Genomic DNA, 21,612 nt, shown 5'->3' with positions numbered 1-21,612 from the left:
GAAAGAATGTTTTCAGACAGGCATTGTTGAATAAAGTATAATCAATTCACTTAAGCTTAATAACGATACCGTCATACTCGGGCTTGACCCGAGTATCTTGAGTTCCAGTAACTTTAAGAGATACTCGGGTCAAGCCCGAGTATGACGAACGTACTATTTTTTAAGTTGATTCACTATCACACAAAGACAGGATTCGGCATGATGCAAAAAACCGTTTTCAATATCGCCAAAATGGACTGCCCCTCGGAAGAGCAGATGATCCGGATGAAATTAGCCGGGTGCCGCAGCATACATGCGTTGGATTTCGACATTCCCGGCCGGCGGCTCACGGTGTATCACGAAGGCGGCCATGAAGCCGTTTTCAAACAGCTCGACAGCCTGAAGTTCGACACCACCCTGATCGGCAGCGAAGCCGTAGACACAATAGAGCAGGGAGCCGCTGCGCAAGGGCAGGGCAAAGCGGAACGCGCATTGTTGTGGCAAGTGCTGGCGATTAACCTCTTTTTCTTTTTTCTGGAAGCCGTAAGCGGCGTGTTGGCCGGTTCGATGGGTTTGCTGGCCGACAGCTTGGACATGCTCGCCGACAGCGCCGTGTATGCGCTCGCCCTGCTGGCCGTGGGCGGCACCGTGCAGCGCAAGAAAAAAACCGCATTTTCAGCCGGCGTGTTCCAGCTGGTGTTGGCGCTGTGGGGCTTTGCCGAAGTGGTGAAACGCTTTATCGGCTGGGAGCGCGTGCCCGATTTCAAAACCATGATTGCCGTTTCCCTGTTCGCGCTGGCGGGTAATGCTTTCTGCCTTTACCTGCTGCAAAAAAGCAAAAGCCGCGAAGCGCATATGCAGGCCAGCATGATTTTCACGTCGAACGACATTATCGTGAACTTGGGCGTGATAGCCGCCGGCGCGTTCACGCTGTGGACGCATTCCAAATATCCTGATTTGATAGTGGGCACAATCGTATTCGTGTTGGTGGGCTCGGGCGCGTGGAAGATTTTGAAATTGGCGCGTTAGGGTTGGATTGTTGCGATACACATGCCTGTCTGAAAGAATGTTTTCAGACAGGCATATTGGCCACCGTAGGTAGGATTCTTGAATCCGACAAATCTGCTGCGTCCGTCTCATTCTCGAATCCGATAAATTTCCAGCAACATTTCCGCCTACCGCAAGGCCGGCCATCCGTTATAAAATGCCAAGCCCTTTATCCGCAAACCCAATGCCTGTCTGAAAACCATGCTCGGCACCATCAATCTCACCACCTACATTATCGGCACGGTCGCCGTGATTTTATTGCCCGGCCCCAATTCCATGTTTTGCCTTTCCATGGCGGCGCAGCACGGCGTAAAAGCGGCTTACCGCGCCATCGCAGGCATTATTCTGGGCGATTCCTTCCTGATACTCGCCACCGTTTTGGGCGCGGGCACATTATTAAAACTCTACCCGCCGCTGTTTCACGGCCTCAAGCTGGTGGGCGGGCTGTATCTGGCCTATATCGGCTTCAACTTGCTGCGCGGCGCTGTAAGAAAATGGCAGCTTGATCCGTCTAAATTTCCAACCGGCTCCGAAGCCGCCGCCGGACCCGCGCCCCACATTTTCAAACGCGCCTTGCTGCTGAGCCTGACCAACCCGAAAGCCATATTGTTTTTCCTCTCGTTTTTCGTGCAGTTCGTCGACCCCGCTTACCCGCACCCCGCGCTTTCGTTTCTCGTGTTGGCGCTGATTTTGCAGGCCACCAGTTTTATTTATCTCAACATGCTGGTGTTCGCCGGACACAATATGACGCGCCTCTTTCGGCGGCACCATAAACTATCCGCCGCCGCCATGGGCGCCGTAGGGCTGATGTTCGCCGCGTTTGCCGTGAGAATGTGGATGGCCGCGATATAAAGCGGGCACGCGGAATGCCTGCCTGAACACTTCAAATTTAAGGAGCAAACCATGCGCGAATATGAATTTGTTTTGGTCAACGTGTTTGCCGAAACCCATTTCGGCGGCAACCCGCTGGCCGTGTTCCCCCAAGCCGAAGGGCTGGACGACGAGGCCATGCAGCAGATTGCGCGCCAGTTTAATTTAAGTGAAACCGCGTTTGCCTTCCCCTCGGAATCCGCCGCCGCCGACCTGCGGATTTTCACGCCCGCACACGAGCTGCCGCTGGCCGGCCATCCCATCCTCGGCAGCGCATCCGTGTTGCAGCAACGGCAAGGCCTGTCTGAAAACTTTGTGCTCAACACACGCGCCAAGCCCGTTTGCCTGAGCGGCTCAAACAACACGATGACCCTGAAAATCAGTGGCTACACCTGCCGCCCTTCAAGCGCTTCCCGTGTCGAATTGGCCGAAGCAGCAGGCATTCCCGAGGCGCAAATCGCCGAACACGCTTATTGGCTGGATAGCGGTTCGCCGCAGCTTTTGCTGCAAGTTTATACCGCCGCCGCGCTGGAAAACGCCCGTATCGACTACGCCAAACTCAATGCCGTTTGCTGCGCAGATTCGGGGCGCACCATGATTTACCTGTGGCACGAACAAGGCGACACCGTAGAGGCGCGGATGTTTTACGCACAAAACGGCGCCATTTTGGAAGACAGCGGCACCGGCTCCGCCTGCGCCAATCTCGGTGCCTACTACCTTTCGCGCGGCATCTTTCCGCTTAAGCGCAGCGTTCGGCAAGGCGACCAAACCGGCCGCCCCAACCGCCTCAGTTTGCGCGTAGACGAAGCCGAAAATATCTATGTGGGCGGGCGCGTAGTGGAAGTCGGGCGCGGCGTGTTTACGCTGCCGCTTTAGCAGCATGGGCCCAACCCGAGTATGGCATCCGATTGACTTAACAATGCCTGTCTGAAAACAAAACACTTCACAAACATAAGGAAACCACCTCAATGATTACCCTGATTTTTATCCTCTTTTTCGCCATCCGCCTCGTATCCCTTTCCATTTCCATCCGCAACGAAAAGCGCCTGATTGCCGAAGGCGCCAAACAGTTCGGCGAAAAAAATTCCAAGCTGCTCGCCGCCGCTCACATCGCCTATTACTTCGCCGCCCTGGCCGAATCCCATATCCGCGGCGCACAGTTTGATGCCGTTTCCACCGCCGGCACCGCCGTTACCGCCTTCGCCCTCGCGATGCTGTTTTACGTGATCCGCGAGCTTGGCGAAATCTGGACGCTGAAAATCTATATCCACCCCCGGCACACCCTCAACCGCTCCTGGCTCTTCCGCCATGTGCGCCACCCCAACTACTTTTTAAACATCATTCCCGAACTCATCGGCATCGGCCTGCTCTGTCACGCCTGGGCAACCATGGCCGTAGGCCTGCCCGCTTACTTTGTGATTCTCGCCATACGCATCCGCCAAGAACACGAAGCCATGCGCCATTTGTGGTAAACCGAGTTTAAAAACATTTTTGCGCCAAGCATAATCAAGCGCCGTTAAATATCGTATAATCCCGCCTGGCCGGATAAAAAACCACTCAGGCAGAAAAAAGAAGCGCATAACATAAGGCTGTCTGAATTTCAGACAGCCTTTTTACAAGATAAACGCAGCATATCGATATGCACGGGAAAGGGCAGCTTGATGGGGTTTTCGGACAGGCATTGACGAGAACAGGTAGGGTGTGTGCCAACGGCACGCAAGTGGTTGTCGAGGTTTGCGGCACAAATAAAAAACGCATACTTAAGATTGCCCTGATGTAGGTCGGATTCTTGAATCCGACAAATAGGAAAGGCACGGCAAGAAAAAATGTTTCAGGCAGCCTTAAATTGATTTTGTCGGATACAAGTATCCGACCTACGCTTGCTTTGGCACGAACAAGGCGACACCGTTCAGGCGCGGATGTTTTACGCACAAAACGGTACCATTTTAGAAGACAGCGGCACCGGCTCCGCTTGTGCCAATCTCGGAGCCTACTACCTTTCGCGCGGCACTTTTCCGCTTAGGCGCAGCGTTCGGCAAGGCGACCAAACCGGCCGCCCCAACCGCCTCAGTTTGCGCGTGGACGAAGCCGAAAATATCTATGTGGGCGGGCGTGTGGTGGAAGTCGGGCGCGGCGTGTTCAAGCTGCCGCGTTAATCTGTAAAATATTTTACCGGCACTATATGGCCATGTTTAAGGTTGGTTTTTTTAAATTATTCAGATGTAGGTCGGATTCTTGAATCCGACAGAATGGGGATGTAAGGAAAATAGTTCAGACGGTCTCAAATGGTTTGTCGGATACGAGTATCTGGCCTACAGCTATCATTTTTTATTGAAAAATTATGAAACAAACTCAAACAGTAGATCTTGATAACACAAGCATAGAATTTTTTAATAGTTTAGTTTCTATTTTAAGAATACATCCAGTTAATGAGCCCCCCAGACCTATTGGTTCAGGTTTTTTTGTATTGTATAGAGAATGTATATATTTTATTTTAACGCTGCATAATTTTCAGCATATGGGAATAAATAAGGAGAAAATATCTAGTAATGAGAAAAATCTATTTATTTCCAATCCAATACTTAATTTAGAAATAGAACCTAGACATTTCCACCATATCTTTTTTTCAGAGCTAACTCATGAAGAAACAGGAGCACCAATAGATGAAAATGATTTTGTAATTATTAAATTGAATAATCAATTACCTGATGAAATTAAAATTAAGCTACCTTTATTTAAGTTGGAATTTAATTTTGAAAAAATAATAACTGAAATTATTTCATCTAAATATCTAGGAAATTATTGTGTTGGCTTCCCTCTAGAACACCCAGATTATGACTATGATTTGTGTAATGATGAGCAAAAAGTAGAACAAACCTTAGGACTTGAAATAATACAAGGTAAAATAAATCGAGAGAATAACAATTTAAATTTGTTTAATCTGGTTGAAATTAAATATAGTAATAATGATAAAAAAATAGGCAAAGAAAACTTAAATTCTGAGCTGAATGGTTTTAGTGGTTCCCCAGTTTTCGTCATCGACAACAATAAAGATTTTGTCTTACTTGGTATGTTGCTGCGTGCAAATGGCACTTCTATATTTATAAATCATATTATCAAATTTATTGATGAAAAAATTAATAAGACACTTATTTTAAAAGGAAAAATAACCCATAACGCAAGTTTGAAGATTATAATTTCTGAAAAATAATTTTTCTTATCTTAAATTATCTTAAAAGAAAGACCCACCATGCCCAAACGTACCGACCTAAAATCCATCCTCATCATCGGCGCCGGCCCCATCGTAATCGGCCAAGCCTGCGAGTTTGACTATTCCGGCGCACAAGCGTGTAAGGCTTTGCGCGAGGAAGGCTATAAAGTCATTCTCGTCAATTCCAACCCCGCCACGATTATGACCGACCCTGAAATGGCCGATGTTACCTATATCGAGCCGATTATGTGGCAGACGGTGGAAAAGATTATCGCCAAAGAGCGCCCCGATGCGGTGCTGCCGACCATGGGCGGCCAAACGGCGCTGAACTGTGCGCTGGATTTGGCGCGCAACGGTGTGCTTGCGAAATATAACGTCGAGTTAATCGGCGCAACGGAAGATGCGATTGATAAAGCGGAAGACCGCGGCCGCTTTAAAGAGGCGATGGAAAAAATCGGCCTCTCTTGCCCGAAATCTTTTGTGTGCCACACCATGAACGAAGCGCTGGCGGCGCAAGAGCAGGTAGGCTTTCCTACGCTGATCCGTCCGTCGTTTACCATGGGCGGTTCGGGCGGCGGCATTGCCTACAATAAAGACGAGTTTTTGGCGATTTGCGAACGCGGTTTCGATGCCTCGCCCACGCATGAGTTGCTGATCGAGCAATCGGTGCTCGGCTGGAAAGAGTACGAAATGGAAGTGGTGCGCGATAAAAACGACAACTGCATCATCATCTGTTCGATTGAAAACTTCGACCCGATGGGCGTGCATACCGGCGACTCGATTACGGTTGCGCCCGCGCAAACGCTTACCGACAAAGAATACCAAATCATGCGCAATGCTTCGCTGGCGGTGCTGCGCGAAATCGGCGTGGATACGGGCGGCTCGAACGTGCAGTTTGCTATCAACCCTGAAAACGGCGAGATGATTGTGATTGAGATGAACCCGCGCGTGAGCCGTTCTTCGGCGCTGGCTTCCAAAGCCACGGGCTTTCCGATTGCGAAAGTGGCGGCAAAACTGGCGGTGGGCTTCACGTTGGACGAATTGCGCAACGACATCACCGGCGGCCGCACGCCTGCGTCTTTCGAGCCTTCGATTGACTATGTGGTAACGAAAATCCCGCGTTTTGCGTTTGAGAAATTCCCCGCTGCCGACGACCGCCTGACCACGCAAATGAAATCGGTGGGCGAAGTGATGGCGATGGGCCGCACGATTCAGGAGTCGATGCAGAAAGCCCTGCGCGGCTTGGAAACCGGTTTGTGCGGCTTCAACCCGAAAACTACCGACAAGGCGGAAATCCGCCGCGAGCTGGCCAACCCCGGCCCAGAGCGCATTCTGTATGTGGCCGATGCTTTTCGCGCCGGTTTCAGCAAGGAAGACATCCACGAAATTTGCGCGATTGATCCGTGGTTCTTGGCGCAGATTGAAGACATTGTTCAAGAAGAGGCAGCCGTGGCTTCAGGTAGCCTCAGCGATTTGGACTACGCCACTCTGCGCCGTTTGAAACGCAAAGGCTTTTCAGATAAACGTTTGGCACAATTGTTAAACGTAAGCGAAAAAGAAGTGCGCGAACACCGCTACGGCTTGAAGCTGCACCCCGTGTACAAGCGCGTGGATACTTGCGCGGCGGAGTTCCAATCCGACACCGCTTATCTCTATTCCACTTACGAAGAAGAATGCGAAGCGAGGCCGTCTGAAAAACGCAAAGTGATGATTCTCGGCGGCGGCCCCAACCGCATCGGCCAAGGTATCGAGTTCGACTATTGCTGCGTACACGCTGCGCTGGCGCTGCGCGAATCGGGTTTTGAAACCATTATGGTGAACTGCAACCCCGAAACCGTTTCCACCGACTTCGACACTTCCGACCGCCTCTACTTCGAGCCGCTCACGCTGGAAGATGTGCTGGAAATCGTGCGCACCGAAAACCCGTGGGGCGTGATTGTGCATTACGGCGGCCAAACGCCACTGAAACTGGCCAACGCTTTGGTGGAAAACGGCGTGAACATCATCGGCACGTCTGCCGATTCGATTGACGCCGCCGAAGACCGCGAACGCTTCCAAAAAGTGCTCAACGATCTCGGCCTGCGCCAGCCGCCCAACCGCACCGCGCGCAACGAAGAAGAAGCGTTGGTGCTGGCCGAAGAAATCGGCTATCCGCTGGTGGTGCGCCCGTCTTATGTGTTGGGCGGCCGCGCCATGCAGGTGGTGCATTCTGCCGAACAGTTGCAGAAATACATGCGCGAAGCCGTGCAGGTTTCCGAAGACAGCCCCGTGCTGCTCGATTTCTTCTTAAACAACGCCATCGAAGTAGACGTAGATTGCGTTTCAGACGGCAAAGATGTGGTGATCGGCGGCATCATGCAACACGTTGAGCAGGCCGGTATCCACTCGGGCGATTCGGGCTGCTCGCTGCCGCCATACTCGCTTTCCGAAGAGATTCAAGACGAAATCCGCCGCCAAACCAAAGCGATGGCTTATGCGCTGAACGTGGTCGGCTTGATGAACGTACAGTTTGCCGTGCAAGACGGCGTGGTGTTCGTACTGGAAGTGAACCCGCGTGCTTCGCGTACCGTGCCGTTCGTTTCCAAAGCCACTTCCGTGCCGCTGGCCAAAGTGGGCGCACGCGCCATGGCCCTCATCAGCTTGAAAGAGCAAGGCATTGAAAAAGAAGTGATTCCGGATTTCTACGCCGTGAAAGAAGCCGTGTTCCCGTTCATCAAATTCCCCGGCGTAGACACCATTCTCGGCCCGGAAATGCGCTCCACCGGCGAAGTGATGGGTGTGGGCGAAACCTTCTCCGAAGCCTACCTGAAAGCCCAACTCGGCGCGGGCGAACGCATGCCGGCTGTGGGCAAAGTGTTTATCGCCGTGCGCGACGAAGACAAACCGCTGGTGGTTCAAACCGCGAAAAACTTCCAATCGCTCGGTTACGGCGTGTGCGCCACCCGCGGCACCGCTGCCTACCTGAAAGAGTACGGCGTGGGCGTGCAGGTGGTCAACAAAGTGCAGGAAGGTCGCCCGCATATCGTGGATGCGATTAAAAACGGCGAAATCGCGCTGGTGGTCAACACCGTCATCAGCGACCCGCAAGCCGTGGCCGACAGCCACAGCATCCGCCGCAGCGCGCTTACCCAGCGCGTGCCGCAATACACCACCATCGCCGGCGGCGAAGCCATGAGCGAAGGCGTGAAGAGCCTGAACGCCATGGGCGTGTACAGCGTACAGGAGCTGCATGCGCGGTTGACGAAATAAGCGCTTAGATGCTTTTGAAGTGGAATGCCTGTCTGAAATTGTTTTCAGACAGGCATTTGTTTGTAGTGTCATCGTGTAAGTGGATTAGCTGATGGTGTTCAAATACCCGGATCAAGCCGTGGTTATCAAGTTAATTTGATTAGCTTTATGTGGAAACGGTGGCGGCGGTTTCCCCGTTATCAAACATCAGCAGATTTTCCGGCCAGCGTAAGGCGGCAAGCCTGAAGCCGGATTGCTCGGGCGAAACGGGCGGTGTGGCGCGACGGTCGCGCCAGCGTGCGCCTACCGAGTAGTCTATGCAGAATACGTTGCGTTTGGCGCCGAACCATGAATTGGGCGGCTCGGGCAGCAGGCCGGAATGTTTCGGCTGCCAGCTGCGCCAGTAGTGCCCGATAACCACGGGAATGTCGTCGGTATATTCGTCCCACCAGGCGAAGCGCGTGGTAAAACGCCAGCGCGCGCCGGCGTAAAACGGGGTGTCTACGAATACTTCGACGCCGCTGGTCAGGGCGCGCACGGGGTGCAGGCGGCTGCGGCGGTATTCGAATTCGGCCAGCGCCTGCTGTATCGGCGGCATGTGGTCGGGGTTGTCAAGCAGGGTGGAATCGGCTTGCTGGTGCTCGTAATCGGCATACCATTCGGCTGTTTGCAGAGACTGTTTTAAATCGGCATCCCATTGCCGGTAGGCGCTGATTAAGCCTCTGCCGGCAATGCCTGTCTGAATTTGGCGGATGGATTCGGGCAGCCAGGCGGCGTGGATGATGCGTATGTCGCTGCGTTGCAAAATCAGCGGCATATCTGCCAGCCAATTGATAAGTGCCGGTTTCTCGTGGTTCGGCATGGTCTGCCAAGGCGCATAGAGATGGCTTTCTTTGGCGGCGCGTTGGGGGAAATACCAGCCGGAGCCGTCTTTCGGGTCTTCTACCAACAGGTTCAACTCATGATTGCCCAACACCATAAATGCGTTGCCGGCTTCATATGCCTGCCTGAACCAATATAAAACGGCAGGGCTGTCGGGGCCGCGGTCGCATAAGTCGCCCACAAACACCAGCTTTCGCTGTTGGGGATGATTGCCGTGTTCATCATAGCCCAAGCGGACGAGCAATTTCTGCAAGGCATCAAATTCTCCGTGAATATCGCCGATGATATCTAAAGGGCCTTGCGGCAGCGTTTGAATGGGTTGGTACATAGCAGGCTCTTCAATTTTTCAAAAAGGTAAAGTGATATTGTTTAACTTAAATCATTTGTTAGGATATTGTAACAATTTAAAATATGCACGGAACCAACAAGCAAGGTTTGAAAAAATAAACTTAGGGCTGTTAAGTTCGGCAAAGAAGGGCAATTTGCATTACAATAGAGGGCAATTTTACCTGTTAAAAACGTGCCGGAACTTAATTAAAACATGAATGACCTGCCAAACGCCACAGCCCCAGCCGACGATGATTCTTTATTGTTGGGCCAATATGCCGAACGCGCGTATCTCGAATACGCAATGAGCGTGGTAAAAGGCAGGGCGCTGCCTGATGTGGGCGACGGGCAGAAGCCGGTGCAGCGCCGCATTCTGTATGCAATGAAAGATATGGGTTTGGTGTATGGCGCCAAGCCTGTTAAGTCTGCCCGCGTGGTGGGGGAAATTCTCGGTAAATACCACCCGCACGGCGACAGCTCCGCTTATGATGCAATGGTACGCATGGCGCAAGACTTTACTTTGCGTTACCCGCTGATAGACGGCATAGGCAATTTCGGTTCGCGCGACGGAGACGGCGCGGCGGCTATGCGCTACACGGAAGCAAGGTTGATGCCGATAGCCGAATTGCTGCTTTCGGAAATCAATATGGGCACGGTTGATTTTGTGCCCAATTATGACGGCGCTTTTGAAGAGCCCGTTATTTTGCCTTCGCGGCTGCCGTTTGTGCTGCTGAACGGTGCTTCCGGTATTGCCGTAGGTATGGCAACCGAAATACCGCCGCACAATTTATGCGAAGTTACCGAAGCGGCCATTGCGCTTTTGAAAAAGCCTGCCATGGGCACGGCGGAGCTGACCGCGTATATCAAAGGCCCCGATTTTGCGGGTGGCGGGCAGATTATTACGCCGCAAAGCGATATGCTGCAGATTTATGAAACCGGCAAAGGCAGCGTGCGCGTGCGGGCGCGTTATGAAATCGAAAAGCTGGCGCGCGGACAATGGCGCGCCATTGTTACCCAGCTGCCGCCGGGTACGAGCGCCCAAAAAATTCTGGCCGAAATCGAAGAGCAAACCAATCCTAAGCCTAAAGCCGGTAAAAAGCAGCTTAATCAGGAGCAGCTCAATACGAAAAAGCTGATGCTGGATTTACTGGAAAAAGTGCGCGACGAAAGCGACGGCGAGCATCCCGTTCGGCTGGTGTTCGAGCCGAAGTCGGGCAGGATTGATCCTGAAAGCTTTATGAACACGCTGATGGCGCGTACCGGCCTTGAAGGCAATGTGCCGATAAATTTGGTGATGATGGGCATGGATAGCCGCCCGGCCCAGAAAAACCTGAAAACCATTCTTCAGGAATGGCTTGATTTCCGTGTGCACACGGTTACCCGCCGCTTGCAGCACCGTTTGGCGCAAGTGGAAAAACGCATCCATATCCTCGAAGGGCGCATGATTGCGTTTCTGCACATTGACGAGGTAATACGCGTTATCCGCGAATCGGACGAACCCAAAACAGATTTGATGGCGGCTTTCGGCCTGTCTGAAATTCAGGCGGAAGATATTTTGGAAATCCGCTTGCGCCAATTGGCCAGGCTGGAAGGCTTCAAGCTTGAAAAAGAGCTGGCCGAATTGAAAGAAGAGCAAGACAAGCTGAATCATTTGTTGGGCGATGAATCTGCCAAGCGCAAACAGATCATTCAGGAAATGCGTGCCGATATGAAGCAGTTTGGTGATGAGCGCAGAACGCTGATACAGGAAGCCGAGCGCGCATCTTCAACGCAAACTACTGCTGACGAGCCGATTACGCTGATTTTGTCGGAAAAAGGTTGGATCAGAAGCCGCGCCGGCCACAATCTCGATTTGAGCCAGACCGTGTTCAAAGAAGGCGACGGTTTGAAGCAGGTATTGGAAGGCAGAACCGTATGGCCGGTGGTGGTGCTTGATTCGCAAGGGCGCTCTTATACTTTGGATGCCGCCGAAATCCCAGGTGGACGCGGCGACGGTATTCCTGTCAGCTCGTTGATTGAGCTGCAAAACGGCGCCAAAGTGGTGGCCATGCTCACAGGCCTGTCTGAACAGCATTATTTATTGAGCAACAGCGGCGGGTACGGCTTTATCACCAAGCTGGCAGATATGGTTAGTAGGATTAAAGCAGGCAAAGTGGTTATGAGTTTGGAAGCGGGAGAAACCGTTTTGCAGCCTCTGCCTGTGTTTGCAGTATCGCTGATTAATCCGGATTGCAAAGTGGTGCTGGTATCGGAAGACAACCGCTTGCTGGCGTTTGAATTGGGCGAATTGAAGATTATGGCCAAAGGCAGGGGGCTGCAACTGATAAGCCTGTCTGAAAACATGAAACTAAGCTTGGTTTCGGTTGTCAATCAGCCTGAATTTACCGTGCAGATTAAAGGTAAAAGGGGCGGAGAAAAAAACGAGCGGCTGCGTATTGTGGATATCCAAAACAAGCGCGGGCGGAAAGGTAAAATTTTAGATGTGTCCGGCCGCATAACCGGTATCACGGAATAGTGTAATCAATATGAAGCAATAAAGCGGTTCAGGCAACCGTTGTTATGAATAATTAGAGAATATCCAATATGAGTTACGCAAAAGCGCAGCTATATTCCCGCAAAGACTGGGAACAACAGATGGGGCGTTTGCCGGTGTTGATTAACCTGGCAAGGGTAACCATCATCATTTCTTTGCTGGTTTTCCAGATAGGTTCCGATTACCTATATATGGATACAGGCAAACTGGGGAATCTGTTTAAACCGGTTGAGTTTTATACTTGGGCGGCTGTTTATGGCGGCATTGTCATCCTCACTTTATTCAAACCTGAGTGGCAGCGCCAAAATATGACGCTGCCGAACGCGGCGGCAGTGGCCGATATTTCTATGATTATGCTGTTGGTTTACATGACCGGCGGTATAGGTATGGGTTTCGGTGCTTTGGTGTTGCCGTTTGTGGCCACATCCTGCCTGCTCAGTTACGGCCGCTATCCGATGCTTTACGCTTCCTATGCCACATTGCTGATTATTTTCTGCCTGCTTTTGAGCGATCAGCTGATCTTCAATATTTTGGATAAAAAATGGAATGGTTCGGATGTCCGCCCCTTTATCATCGGTTTGTTTTTGATTGGTGCAAGTTATTTGGTTGCAGGACTCACGGCGCTTTCTGTGAACCGGCTCAAGGCGGCAACCGATTCTGCCGATAAACACAAACAGGCTTTCAACCGGGTAAGCGGGTTAAACAAACTGGTGTTGAACAGAGTGCAGGAAGCGGTTGTGGTGTTGGATATGGATCAAAGGATATGGCTGTTTAATGCCCAGGCGAAAACCTATTTTCCCAGCTTGGCGATTGATAACCATGAAACTATTTTTAGTGATTTAATCCGCCAGTGGCAACACTCTCCTGAAAAAAGCTTCGAAACCGATATCCATCTTCATCAGCATTCAATGCGCGTGCGCGCAGTTCCTTTGGTGCAGAGTGATGAAAAAACAGAATTATTAATGCTGTTTATCCGTTCGTTACGGGAAGTGGCTGCGGAAGCGATGGCGACCAAATTGGCTTCTTTGGGGCAGCTCACTGCCAATCTGGCACATGAAATCCGCAATCCGATGTCGGCAATCCGTCATGCCAATGACTTATTGCAAGAAAGTATGCAGGACCCGACCAATGCTAAATTGCATGATATTATAGACAGCAATATTCGCCGCATCGATAAAATGCTTGAGGATGTTACCTCGCTGAATAAAAAAGACAATATCAGCCGCGAAAATATTAATTTAATGAAATTCTGGTTGGCCTTCAAACAAGAATTCACGCTGAATAATCCCGATGCAATCGGCTGTGTGCGTATGACTATGGATGGCAATAATTTAGCGGTGGTTGCAGACTCCATGCACCTTCAGCAGATTATGTGGAATTTGTGTAACAACGCTTGGCGGCACAGCAGAAAAGATGAGCAAGCGATTAAGGTGTTGATCCGCCCGAGCGGCAAAATGCACATTTCCATTGTGGTAGCCGATAACGGCTCGGGTGTATCGCCTGAAGTGCGCAACCGTTTGTTTGAACCTTTCTTTACCACGGAAAAAACAGGTACCGGCTTGGGTCTTTATGTGGCGAGGGAGCTGGCACATGCCAATTTGGGGCAATTGCATTACCATCCGGAAATGAACGGTTTCGAACTGATTTTACCGAGAGACGAAAGCAATGACGAAGCATAGTTTGCAGCAACCTGTATTGGTTGTGGATGATGAAGCAGATATCCGTGACCTTATGGAAATGACCCTGATGAAGATGGGTCTGTCCGTCGATACGGCAGTAGGTGTGGTTGACGCCAAAGCGAAACTGGAAGACAAAGATTATTCGCTGGTGCTGACCGATATGCGTATGCCGGACGGTTCGGGCTTGGAGGTGGTTCAACACATTAACGAATTAATGCTGGACACGCCTGTGGCGGTGATTACGGCTTTCGGCAATGCCGATCAGGCGGTAGAAGCTTTGAAAGCCGGTGCGTTTGATTACCTGCAAAAACCGATTACATTATCGCAGCTGCGCTCATTGGTGAAATCGGCGGTAAAGGTAAATGAGCCGGTTGCCGCAGTTGCAGCGCCGGCTCCAGTCCCGGAACAGCCCGTATCGAAATCTTCCCTTTCTTCTTCTGCCAAACCGGCTGCAGCCGCTCCCCGGCAATTTGCACGAGCGCCGGATTTGCCGGGTAATATGCCACGCGCGCCTATGCCTGCTTCGGCGGGCCGTAAAGGTGTTTCGGGCGGGATAGACAAGCCTTCGGAAGTGACTCAAGGCATGAAATCTTTGCGCCAACGTTTGTTCAGCACCACGGAAACCCGGGCTGTTCAGCGCGAACGGGAAATGCAGCAGGTGCAGGAGCTGGGCAGTGATCCCGATATGCCGCGCCTGCTGGGCAATTCTCCGCAAATGGTGGAAGTGCGCCATTTGATCCGCAGATTGGCCGGCAGTGTTGTACCGGTTTATATTGCCGGTGAGTCGGGTAGCGGTAAAGAGCAGGCAGCCCGCAGCATTCATGAATTGTCTGCGCGTAGGGAGCAGCCGTTTATCGCGGTGAACTGCGGCGCAATTCCTGAAAATTTAATGGAAAGCGAATTCTTCGGTTATAAAAAAGGCAGCTTTACCGGTGCCGATTCCGACCGTATGGGTTTTTTCCAACATGCCAACGGCGGTACGCTTTTCTTGGATGAGGTGGCGGATTTGCCGCTCGGCATGCAAGTGAAACTGTTGCGCGCGATTCAGGAAAAAGCCGTCCGCCGGATTGGTGATGCGCAGGAAACCCAAGTGGATGTACGCATTGTATGTGCCACGCATAAGAACTTGGAAGCTTTGGTGGAAGCCGGTTCTTTCAGACAGGACTTATACTACCGTTTGAATGTGGTTACTTTACATATGCCGCCTTTGCGTGAAATGCGCGAGGATTTGGGTCCGCTGATTTTCCGTTTGCTGAATAAATACCGTGTAGGGGAGATGGCTTACAAACTCAGCCCCAAAGCGCAGGATGCTTTGCTTTCATACAGCTATCCGGGTAATTTCCGTGAATTGGAAAATATTTTGGAAAGAGCGGTTGCGTTGACCGTGGGCAACATCATTCAGGTGGATGATTTGCAGATTCATGCGGTCGGTGTGTGCCAAGAAGCGCCTCTGCCTGAAGACAATAGCGAAGAAGCGGCTATTTTCAAATCATTTTCCGGTGGCGATGGTTTATCTGGTGCCTCAAATCTGCCGACCATGAATATGGTTGCTGCTTCTGCACATGAAATCCGGCCGGAAGTTCCGCTCTTTGTAACAGGGCAAACGCAGATTCAGGATTATCTGGATGAGGTGGAGCGCAGCATTATTTTGCAGGCTTTGCAAGAAACACGTTTCAACCGGACACAGGCGGCCAAGCTGCTGGGCATCAGTTTCCGCTCGATGCGCTACCGTATGGAACGCTTGGCGATTGAGTAAATATACATGACATGGGCGCGGCCATGCTATCAGGCATGGCCGTTTGGTTTATGTGCGAATAGATAATCCCAACTTACTTTTGCGGCAACGTTGCTGCATCTAGCCCAAAAAGAATGATTTTGTAAATTCTCGAGCAGCAACAAAATCAGTTCAATATTGCCTGCACTGCCTTCGGTTTGTTACTTTTATATGATGCGGTTGATTGGCGATATACATGTTTCCAGACAGGCATCATCAAATGCCTGTCTGAAAAATCAAGAAAGAATACGTTTATGATTCCTGTGGTGTTTGGAGACGATACCGATGAATTGCTGAAGCAGCGTGTTGCTGATTTCGGTTTGCAAGGCTGTACCGAGCCTCCGCAGGCAGGGCTGTATTTGCGGGCGGATTCGGAAGGTATCGCTTTATGCAAAGTTGGTGAAAAAGGACGGGTAAAAGTAGATTTTACAGGAGGTGCGGCACAATACCGGCGCACCAAAGGTGGCGGCGAGTTGATCGGCAAAGCCGTAAACCACAGCGCCCATCCCGTGGTATGGGACGGAACGGGCGGGTTGGGGCGTGATGCATTCGTGTTGGCCGGTTTGGGTTTGCAGGTTTGTGTGTTTGAACAAAACCCTGTGGTTTCCTGCTTGCTGGCCGATGGCTTGGCAAGGGCTGCCGGGTCGGCGGAAACTTCTGAAGTTGCCGGGCGGATTCGTTTGTATTCCGGCAATGCCGTTGCCTTGATGCCTGAGTTGGCCAAAGAGCAGGGTAGGCCGGATGTGGTGTATTTGGATCCGATGTATCCGGAGCGGCAGAAATCGGCTGCGGTGAAAAAAGAAATGGCTTATTTTCATGATTTGGTCGGCATGGCCGATGATGAAGCGGCTTTGCTTCACATGGCGCGCGAAGTAGCCAAAAAACGGGTGGTGGTCAAACGTCCGCGTTTGGGCGGCTTTTTGAATCATGAGAGGCCCGCCTACCAATATTCGGGAAAGAGCACGCGGTTTGATGTATATTTGCCGTTTCAACCCGTTAATCAGCAGGAGTAACTATGCCGAATCTCTATTTTTACAGCAGCTTATGTCCGGATACGCCGCCGTTTGATGCGGCTTTGCAAGAGTTGGGTGTTGATTGTGAGGCAGTCAACATTACCGAAAGTATGGCCAATCTGAAACGTTTTTTGCAGCTTAGGGATACGGCGGATGCCTATGCGTCATGCCGGGGTACATTGTCGGTCGGCGTGCCGGTGCTGATTACGGAAAACGGAGATTATGTGTTTTCGCCGGAAGAGTTGATGACTTATTTCGGTAAGTAGGATGCGTGGTGTTTCAAAATGCCTGTCTGAAAGATTTTTCAGACAGGCATTTGCTTTTGAAGAGGCTTTTATAGAGTCAACCAACTTAAAAGATTCCTTTTGTCATGTATATATAGTTAAAACACTTAATTTTAGTAGCATTTCCGTCATACTCGGGCTTGACCCGAATATCTTGAGTTCCGCTAACTTTAGGAGATACTCGGGTCAAGCCCGAGCATGACGAACGTACTATTCTTAAGTTGATTTACTATACAAGTTTGGTTGAGTGTATGACTTAGACATTCTTAGTTGGATTGATGAACCTTTGTGAAGGCCGTTTTTTGAATAACTAAATTTATTTATTTCTGTATTGACAGAAATAAATAAAAGTATAAAATAGCTTTCATGGAAATGAAGTCTGTTGCGTGGCGTATGGTTCAGACAGGCATTTAAATAAAACCGGGCTAAGACAGCGCTTTTTCAGTTAAGAAAATCGTATTAATGCTTCCATACATTTCATGTGGAAACATGCTGGTTCGACATGGTTTAGATGTATTCTCTATTTTTTAATTCAATATTTCTGCATAGACAGAAATTAAGGAAATTTTGGAACGGTTATGGGCAATCAAAAATACTTGAATGATACGCCGGCCTATCTTGCGGCATCCGTCGGAATTTTATGGATTTGGAGCGGTGTGCAGCCGCTGCTGACTGCGCAGGAAGTGTCGTTGGATTTGTTGGGGCAGGTGGGTGTCGGGCAGGTTTGGCAGATGCCGGTGTTGCGGACGGCTTCGGCGCTGGATGTTGTGTTGGGCTTGGCATGTTTCAGCCCGTTGCGCAGGAGGGCGGTGCTTTGGGCGGTGCAGCTGGTTGTGGTGGTTGTGTACAGCCTGATTGTGGGGCTGTGCCTGCCTGAACATTGGCTGCATCCGTTTGCACCTTTATTGAAAAACCTGCCGATTGCGGCGTTGATGTTTTATTTGATGAAAAGGAGTGGGAAATGAACACTTATTTGATCGTGAAGACTTTGCATATTTTGTCGGCCACGTTGATGGTGGGTACAGGTTTCGGTACGGCGTTTTATCTGTTTTTTGCCAACCGCAGCGGCTGTGTTCCGGCGCAGGCGGTGGTGGCTAAATGGGTGTGTCGGGCCGATTGGTGGTTTACTACGCCGGCGGTGATTTTTCAGCCTTTGTCGGGTTTGTGGATGATGCGCGAGCTGGGTGTGCCGTGGAGTGTTACTTGGATTTGGGGCGCGTTGGCGCTGTATGCGCTGGCCGGAATTTGCTGGTTGCCGGTGGTGGTGTTGCAAATCCGCATGGCGAAAATGGCGGCGCAGGCTGCGGCGGAAAATAAAGACGACATGCCTCCGGAATATTGGCGGGCGGCAAGGTATTGGGAGCTGCTGGGTTATCCTGCGTTTGCAGCGATGCTGGTGGTGTATTTCTTGATGGTTTTGAAGCCTTATTGATTATTGCGATGCCTGTCTGAAAGGATTGATGATGAACATCGTGTTGTTTGGCGGGAGCGGGTTTATCGGTAAACGCGTGGAGCAGATGCTGAGTGAGCGCGGGCATCGGGTAAAGGCCGTTCAGCGGGTGGATTTTGATTATCTGCGACCGCAGAAGGATCGGCTCATGCCTTTGCTGCAAGGGGCGGATTGTGTGGTTAACGCCGTTGGTGTGATGTCGTATCGGGCGGATGTGTTGGAAACCGTGCATCATATTGCGCCGCTTGAGATTGCGCGTTCCGCGTGTGAAGCGGGAGTGGGGCGGTTTGTTCAACTTTCCGCTTTGGGGGCGCATAAGGATCATGAAACGGCTTTTTTAGGCAGCAAAGGCCGTGGTGACGCGGCGTTGTTGCAAAGCGGCTTGGACGTGCGGATTGCGCGGCCTTCTGTGGTGTTCGGGCGCGGCGGGGCAAGCTGTGAGTTGTTTATCAAGTTGGCTAAGTTGCCGCTGCTGCCGTTGCCGGAGGGAGGAGCGTACCGTTTGCAGCCGGTGCATGTGGACGATGTGGCGGAAGGTTTGTGCAGGTTGGTGGAAGAAAAGCGGGTTGTTTCTGATGTGGTGGATATGGCGGGCGGGCGCGAATGCAGTTTGGCCGAATATCTGGCTGTGATGCGCCGGAATATTCATGGCAAAGATACGCGGAAAATCATTCCCATACCGGCTTGGGTGGCTGATTTGGCCGCCTATGCTGCCAAGCGCTTCAGTAACGGCATGGTAAGCTCAGACAGCATGAAGCTTTTGCGTGTAGGTTCTGTGGCGGAATCAACCGGATTTGAAGCATTGTTGGGGCGTAAGCCTTTGTCGGTAGATTGTTTTCAGTAGGCCTGAAGGAATGCCTGTCTGAAAAGCAGCCAATGGCTTTCAGACAGGCATTATAAGGTTTGGTTTACGAGAGTGCGTGTATGGATTCGGATGAGGCAGGCGTGCCTTGATGGTAAAGCAGCTGCCATTGCCCGCCTTCGAGTATCCACACGGATGAGCGCCAAGTGTAGAGGGGTGTGTGGGAATCGGTGGAAACGGAAAGATAAGTAAGCAGCGCCTGCTGCGGGCCGAGGCTTTGTAGGCGGTGGTGAAACGAACGAGTTTGGGGCGCTTCGGTACAATTTGTCAAATAACGGATAACCGTGTCTCTCGTGTAGGGCATGCCTGAGCGGCCGACTTCGTGAAACTGCGGATGCAGTAATGTCTGCAGGCGCTCAGCGGCACATAAAATGCCTTTGTGGTGAAGTTCGGATTCCAAAGCGGTAAGATGGGCTAATAAATCTTGCAAAGTATCATCCTTGGATAAGTTTTAAAGGCTGTCTGAAAATCATTCAGACAGCCTTTCAACTGAAAAATTCAGTGGCCTCGCCGACAGGAATCGAACCTGTATTTTACGCTTAGGAGGCATACGTTCTATCCGTTGAACTACGGCGAGGTTATGCAAACTTTTAAACTTTAAGAGATGCGGGCCAATGATTGCTCGGCTAAAGAGCGCATGGCCAGGGTAACTTCATTATCGGGCAATTTATCCAAAGAAGCCAGCGCATGTTGCACTGCAATCCGCGCCTGTTCGGTGGAATAAGCCAACGCGTCCGAGTTGGTAACGTGATGGTGGATTTTTTCAAAGTAACTGCGGTCGGCATTATGCAAGGCTGTGCGCACGTCTTCCGCCGCCTCGGCGCTACCCTGGCGCATCAGGTAAATCAAAGGTAAAGTCGGCTTGCCTTCAGCCAAATCATCACCCACATTTTTACCGATTTCCGCCGTGTCGCCCGAATAATCAAGAATATCGTCGATTATCTGAAATGCCGTGCCCACATACATGCCGTAGTCTTTCAGCGCTTGCTCCTGTTCGGCTGAGGCGCCTGCCAAAATAGCACCCACTTGCGCGGCGGCCTCAAAGAGTTTGGCGGTTTTATATTGGATAACCTGAACATATTCCGCTTCGGTAATGTCGGTGTTGCCGATGTTCATCAGCTGCATCACCTCGCCTTCGGCAATAATATTGGTGGCATCCGCCATCACTTCCAGAATTTTCATGCTGCCCGAACCGACCATCAGCTGGAATGCACGCGTGTAGAGAAAGTCTCCCACCAATACGGCAGCCGCATTGCCAAACATGTTGTTGGCCGTTTTGCGGCCGCGGCGCAGTTCGCTTTCATCTACCACATCATCATGCAGCAGCGTCGAAGTGTGGATAAATTCCACCATTGCGGCTAAAGAATAGAGCTTGTCGTTGTCATAACCTAAAGATTTTCCTGCCAGAATGGTGATGATCGGACGCAGGCGTTTGCCGCCGGCGCTGATGATATAGGTGCCGATTTGTGAAATCAGCGCCACTTCCGATTGCACGGCGCGGTTTATCACAACATTGACGCGGCCTAAATCGCTTTCGAGGTTTTTTTGAAAATAAGGCAGGTTTTTGAGCATGATGAACTTTCTGTTCAGGCAGTTTGCCCTTGCAGGGCGGTTCGCCGATAAAAAATACAGCGCGCAATTATATCAGTAACTATCTTGAAATGCAGCAATCGAAAAGGGTGGATTGTTTTTAGATAAGTCTTTGACAAAAACCGATAAAGATAATAGAATTACCGATTCTGCGTGTGAGCGCAGCATTTGTTAACCAAATTCTCATGGAGTTGAGTATGTACGCGGTCGTAAAAACCGGCGGCAAGCAATATAAAGTTGCCGTTGGCGAAAAATTGAAAGTAGAACAGATACCTGCCGAACTCGACAGCCAAATCGAACTGACTGAAGTTTTGATGATTGCTGACGGTGAGTCTGTAAAAGTAGGTGCGCCTTTTATCGAAGGTGCAAAAGTAACGGCTAAAGTGGTAGCCCACGGTCGTGGCGAGAAAGTCCGCATTTTCAAAATGCGCCGCCGCAAACACTACCAAAAACGACAAGGCCACCGCCAAAATTTCACCCAAATCGAAATCGTGGCAATCGCTTAATTTTTTAACATTTTAGGAGTAAACACAAATGGCAACTAAAAAAGCTGGCGGTAGCTCTAAAAACGGTCGCGATTCAGAAGCCAAACGCTTGGGCGTGAAAGCTTTCGGTAACGAACTGATTCCTGCAGGCTCTATCATTGTTCGCCAACGCGGCACCAAATTTCATGCCGGCGAAAATGTAGGCATGGGCAAAGACCACACTCTGTTTGCAAAAGTAGACGGTTATGTGGAATTCGCCGTGAAAGGCCGCTTGAACCGCAAAACTGTAAGCGTTCGCCCTTACCCCGGCGTAGATGAGTAATTCGGAATATTTCTGAAACAAACCCTGCTTATTTAAGCAGGGTTTTTTGTGTTAGTGTGAATGCCGCTTCTGAATT

The 21,612-nt window shown here is 50.8% G+C and carries 20 protein-coding genes and 1 tRNA gene; 17 read left to right on the top strand and 4 right to left on the bottom strand.

All coding sequences use genetic code 11. The annotated features are described in order from the left end of the window. The first annotated feature begins 201 nt into the window (after positions 1 to 201). The 7 genes from EL143_RS01180 to carB all read left to right on the top strand — a co-directional run bounded on the left by EL143_RS01180 (position 202) and on the right by carB (position 8,356). Positions 202 to 1,008, top strand: a complete 807-nt coding sequence (locus tag EL143_RS01180; protein WP_085417494.1) for a cation transporter — start codon at positions 202 to 204, stop codon at positions 1,006 to 1,008. Positions 1,009 to 1,227: 219 nt separating this feature from the next. Beyond that, complete coding sequence (gene leuE, locus EL143_RS01175; RefSeq protein WP_054618290.1) at positions 1,228 to 1,878, top strand: leucine efflux protein LeuE; 651 nt, start codon at positions 1,228 to 1,230, stop codon at positions 1,876 to 1,878. A 51-nt stretch (positions 1,879 to 1,929) separates the two neighbouring features. After that, complete coding sequence (locus EL143_RS01170; protein WP_085417488.1) at positions 1,930 to 2,772, top strand: PhzF family phenazine biosynthesis protein; 843 nt, start codon at positions 1,930 to 1,932, stop codon at positions 2,770 to 2,772. Positions 2,773 to 2,864: 92 nt separating this feature from the next. Next, the gene (locus EL143_RS01165; protein WP_085417487.1) at positions 2,865 to 3,368 is read left to right on the top strand and encodes an isoprenylcysteine carboxyl methyltransferase family protein; all 504 of its coding nucleotides are present in this window, start codon (positions 2,865 to 2,867) and stop codon (positions 3,366 to 3,368) included. 408 nt (positions 3,369 to 3,776) lie between these two features. Beyond that, positions 3,777 to 4,052 carry a PhzF family phenazine biosynthesis protein gene (locus EL143_RS01160; protein WP_232001317.1) on the top strand — a complete coding sequence of 92 codons (276 nt, stop codon included), beginning with the start codon at positions 3,777 to 3,779 and terminating at the stop codon, positions 4,050 to 4,052. A 185-nt stretch (positions 4,053 to 4,237) separates the two neighbouring features. Continuing rightward, a complete protein-coding gene (locus EL143_RS01155) occupies positions 4,238 to 5,107 on the top strand; it encodes a hypothetical protein (protein ID WP_126326485.1) in 870 nt (289 codons plus the stop codon). A 39-nt stretch (positions 5,108 to 5,146) separates the two neighbouring features. Beyond that, positions 5,147 to 8,356, top strand: a complete 3,210-nt coding sequence (gene carB / locus EL143_RS01150; protein WP_085416929.1) for a carbamoyl-phosphate synthase large subunit — start codon at positions 5,147 to 5,149, stop codon at positions 8,354 to 8,356. A 145-nt stretch (positions 8,357 to 8,501) separates the two neighbouring features. Here the strand turns inward: carB and EL143_RS01145 are convergent, their stop codons facing one another. Next, the gene (locus EL143_RS01145) at positions 8,502 to 9,545 is read right to left on the bottom strand and encodes a metallophosphoesterase (protein ID WP_085416930.1); all 1,044 of its coding nucleotides are present in this window, start codon (positions 9,543 to 9,545) and stop codon (positions 8,502 to 8,504) included. Positions 9,546 to 9,758: 213 nt separating this feature from the next. Here EL143_RS01145 and parC point away from each other — a divergent pair, with 213 nt between their 5' ends. From parC to EL143_RS01105, 8 genes are all read left to right on the top strand, one after another. Further along, positions 9,759 to 12,059: a DNA topoisomerase IV subunit A gene (gene parC, locus EL143_RS01140; protein WP_085416932.1), complete on the top strand. Its 2,301-nt coding sequence runs from the start codon at positions 9,759 to 9,761 to the stop codon at positions 12,057 to 12,059. Between the two features lie 68 nt (positions 12,060 to 12,127). After that, positions 12,128 to 13,756: a two-component system sensor histidine kinase NtrB gene (locus EL143_RS01135; RefSeq protein WP_085416933.1), complete on the top strand. Its 1,629-nt coding sequence runs from the start codon at positions 12,128 to 12,130 to the stop codon at positions 13,754 to 13,756. Next, a complete protein-coding gene (locus EL143_RS01130) occupies positions 13,743 to 15,512 on the top strand; it encodes a sigma-54-dependent transcriptional regulator (protein ID WP_085416935.1) in 1,770 nt (589 codons plus the stop codon). The genes EL143_RS01135 and EL143_RS01130 overlap by 14 nt, the downstream gene beginning before the upstream one ends. Before the next feature lie 272 nt (positions 15,513 to 15,784). Continuing rightward, positions 15,785 to 16,543 carry a class I SAM-dependent methyltransferase gene (locus EL143_RS01125; protein WP_085416936.1) on the top strand — a complete coding sequence of 253 codons (759 nt, stop codon included), beginning with the start codon at positions 15,785 to 15,787 and terminating at the stop codon, positions 16,541 to 16,543. Between the two features lie 2 nt (positions 16,544 to 16,545). Next, a complete protein-coding gene (locus tag EL143_RS01120) occupies positions 16,546 to 16,809 on the top strand; it encodes a glutaredoxin (RefSeq protein ID WP_085416938.1) in 264 nt (87 codons plus the stop codon). A gap of 596 nt (positions 16,810 to 17,405) precedes the next feature. Next, a complete protein-coding gene (locus EL143_RS01115) occupies positions 17,406 to 17,792 on the top strand; it encodes a DoxX-like family protein (protein ID WP_085416940.1) in 387 nt (128 codons plus the stop codon). After that, a complete protein-coding gene (locus tag EL143_RS01110) occupies positions 17,789 to 18,259 on the top strand; it encodes a DUF2269 family protein (protein ID WP_085416941.1) in 471 nt (156 codons plus the stop codon). The genes EL143_RS01115 and EL143_RS01110 overlap by 4 nt, the downstream gene beginning before the upstream one ends. Positions 18,260 to 18,287: 28 nt before the next feature. Further along, entirely contained in the window at positions 18,288 to 19,121 is an 834-nt protein-coding gene (locus EL143_RS01105) for an NAD-dependent epimerase/dehydratase family protein (RefSeq protein WP_085416943.1), read from the top strand. A 64-nt stretch (positions 19,122 to 19,185) separates the two neighbouring features. Here EL143_RS01105 and EL143_RS01100 read toward each other — a convergent pair whose 3' ends face one another. The 3 genes from EL143_RS01100 to EL143_RS01090 all read right to left on the bottom strand — a co-directional run bounded on the left by EL143_RS01100 (position 19,186) and on the right by EL143_RS01090 (position 20,711). Next, positions 19,186 to 19,569, bottom strand: coding sequence for a nuclear transport factor 2 family protein (locus EL143_RS01100; RefSeq protein ID WP_085416945.1), 384 nt, complete (start codon positions 19,567 to 19,569; stop codon positions 19,186 to 19,188). Positions 19,570 to 19,641: 72 nt separating this feature from the next. Next, positions 19,642 to 19,716, bottom strand: a tRNA-Arg gene (locus tag EL143_RS01095). 20 nt (positions 19,717 to 19,736) lie between these two features. After that, positions 19,737 to 20,711, bottom strand: coding sequence for a polyprenyl synthetase family protein (locus EL143_RS01090; RefSeq protein ID WP_085416946.1), 975 nt, complete (start codon positions 20,709 to 20,711; stop codon positions 19,737 to 19,739). A gap of 215 nt (positions 20,712 to 20,926) precedes the next feature. On the opposite strand from EL143_RS01090, the gene rplU reads away from it, so the two are divergent. Both rplU and rpmA read left to right on the top strand, forming a co-directional pair. Continuing rightward, positions 20,927 to 21,235, top strand: coding sequence for a 50S ribosomal protein L21 (gene rplU / locus EL143_RS01085; protein ID WP_003763980.1), 309 nt, complete (start codon positions 20,927 to 20,929; stop codon positions 21,233 to 21,235). A gap of 28 nt (positions 21,236 to 21,263) precedes the next feature. Beyond that, complete coding sequence (gene rpmA, locus EL143_RS01080; protein WP_085416948.1) at positions 21,264 to 21,536, top strand: 50S ribosomal protein L27; 273 nt, start codon at positions 21,264 to 21,266, stop codon at positions 21,534 to 21,536. Positions 21,537 to 21,612 lie beyond the last annotated feature (76 nt).

The organism is Neisseria canis, assembly GCF_900636765.1.
In the GTDB taxonomy this organism is placed as follows: domain Bacteria; phylum Pseudomonadota; class Gammaproteobacteria; order Burkholderiales; family Neisseriaceae; genus Neisseria; species Neisseria canis.
The sequence above is the reverse complement of the archived record's forward strand: the minus strand, read 5'-3'. Positions and strand labels throughout refer to the sequence as shown.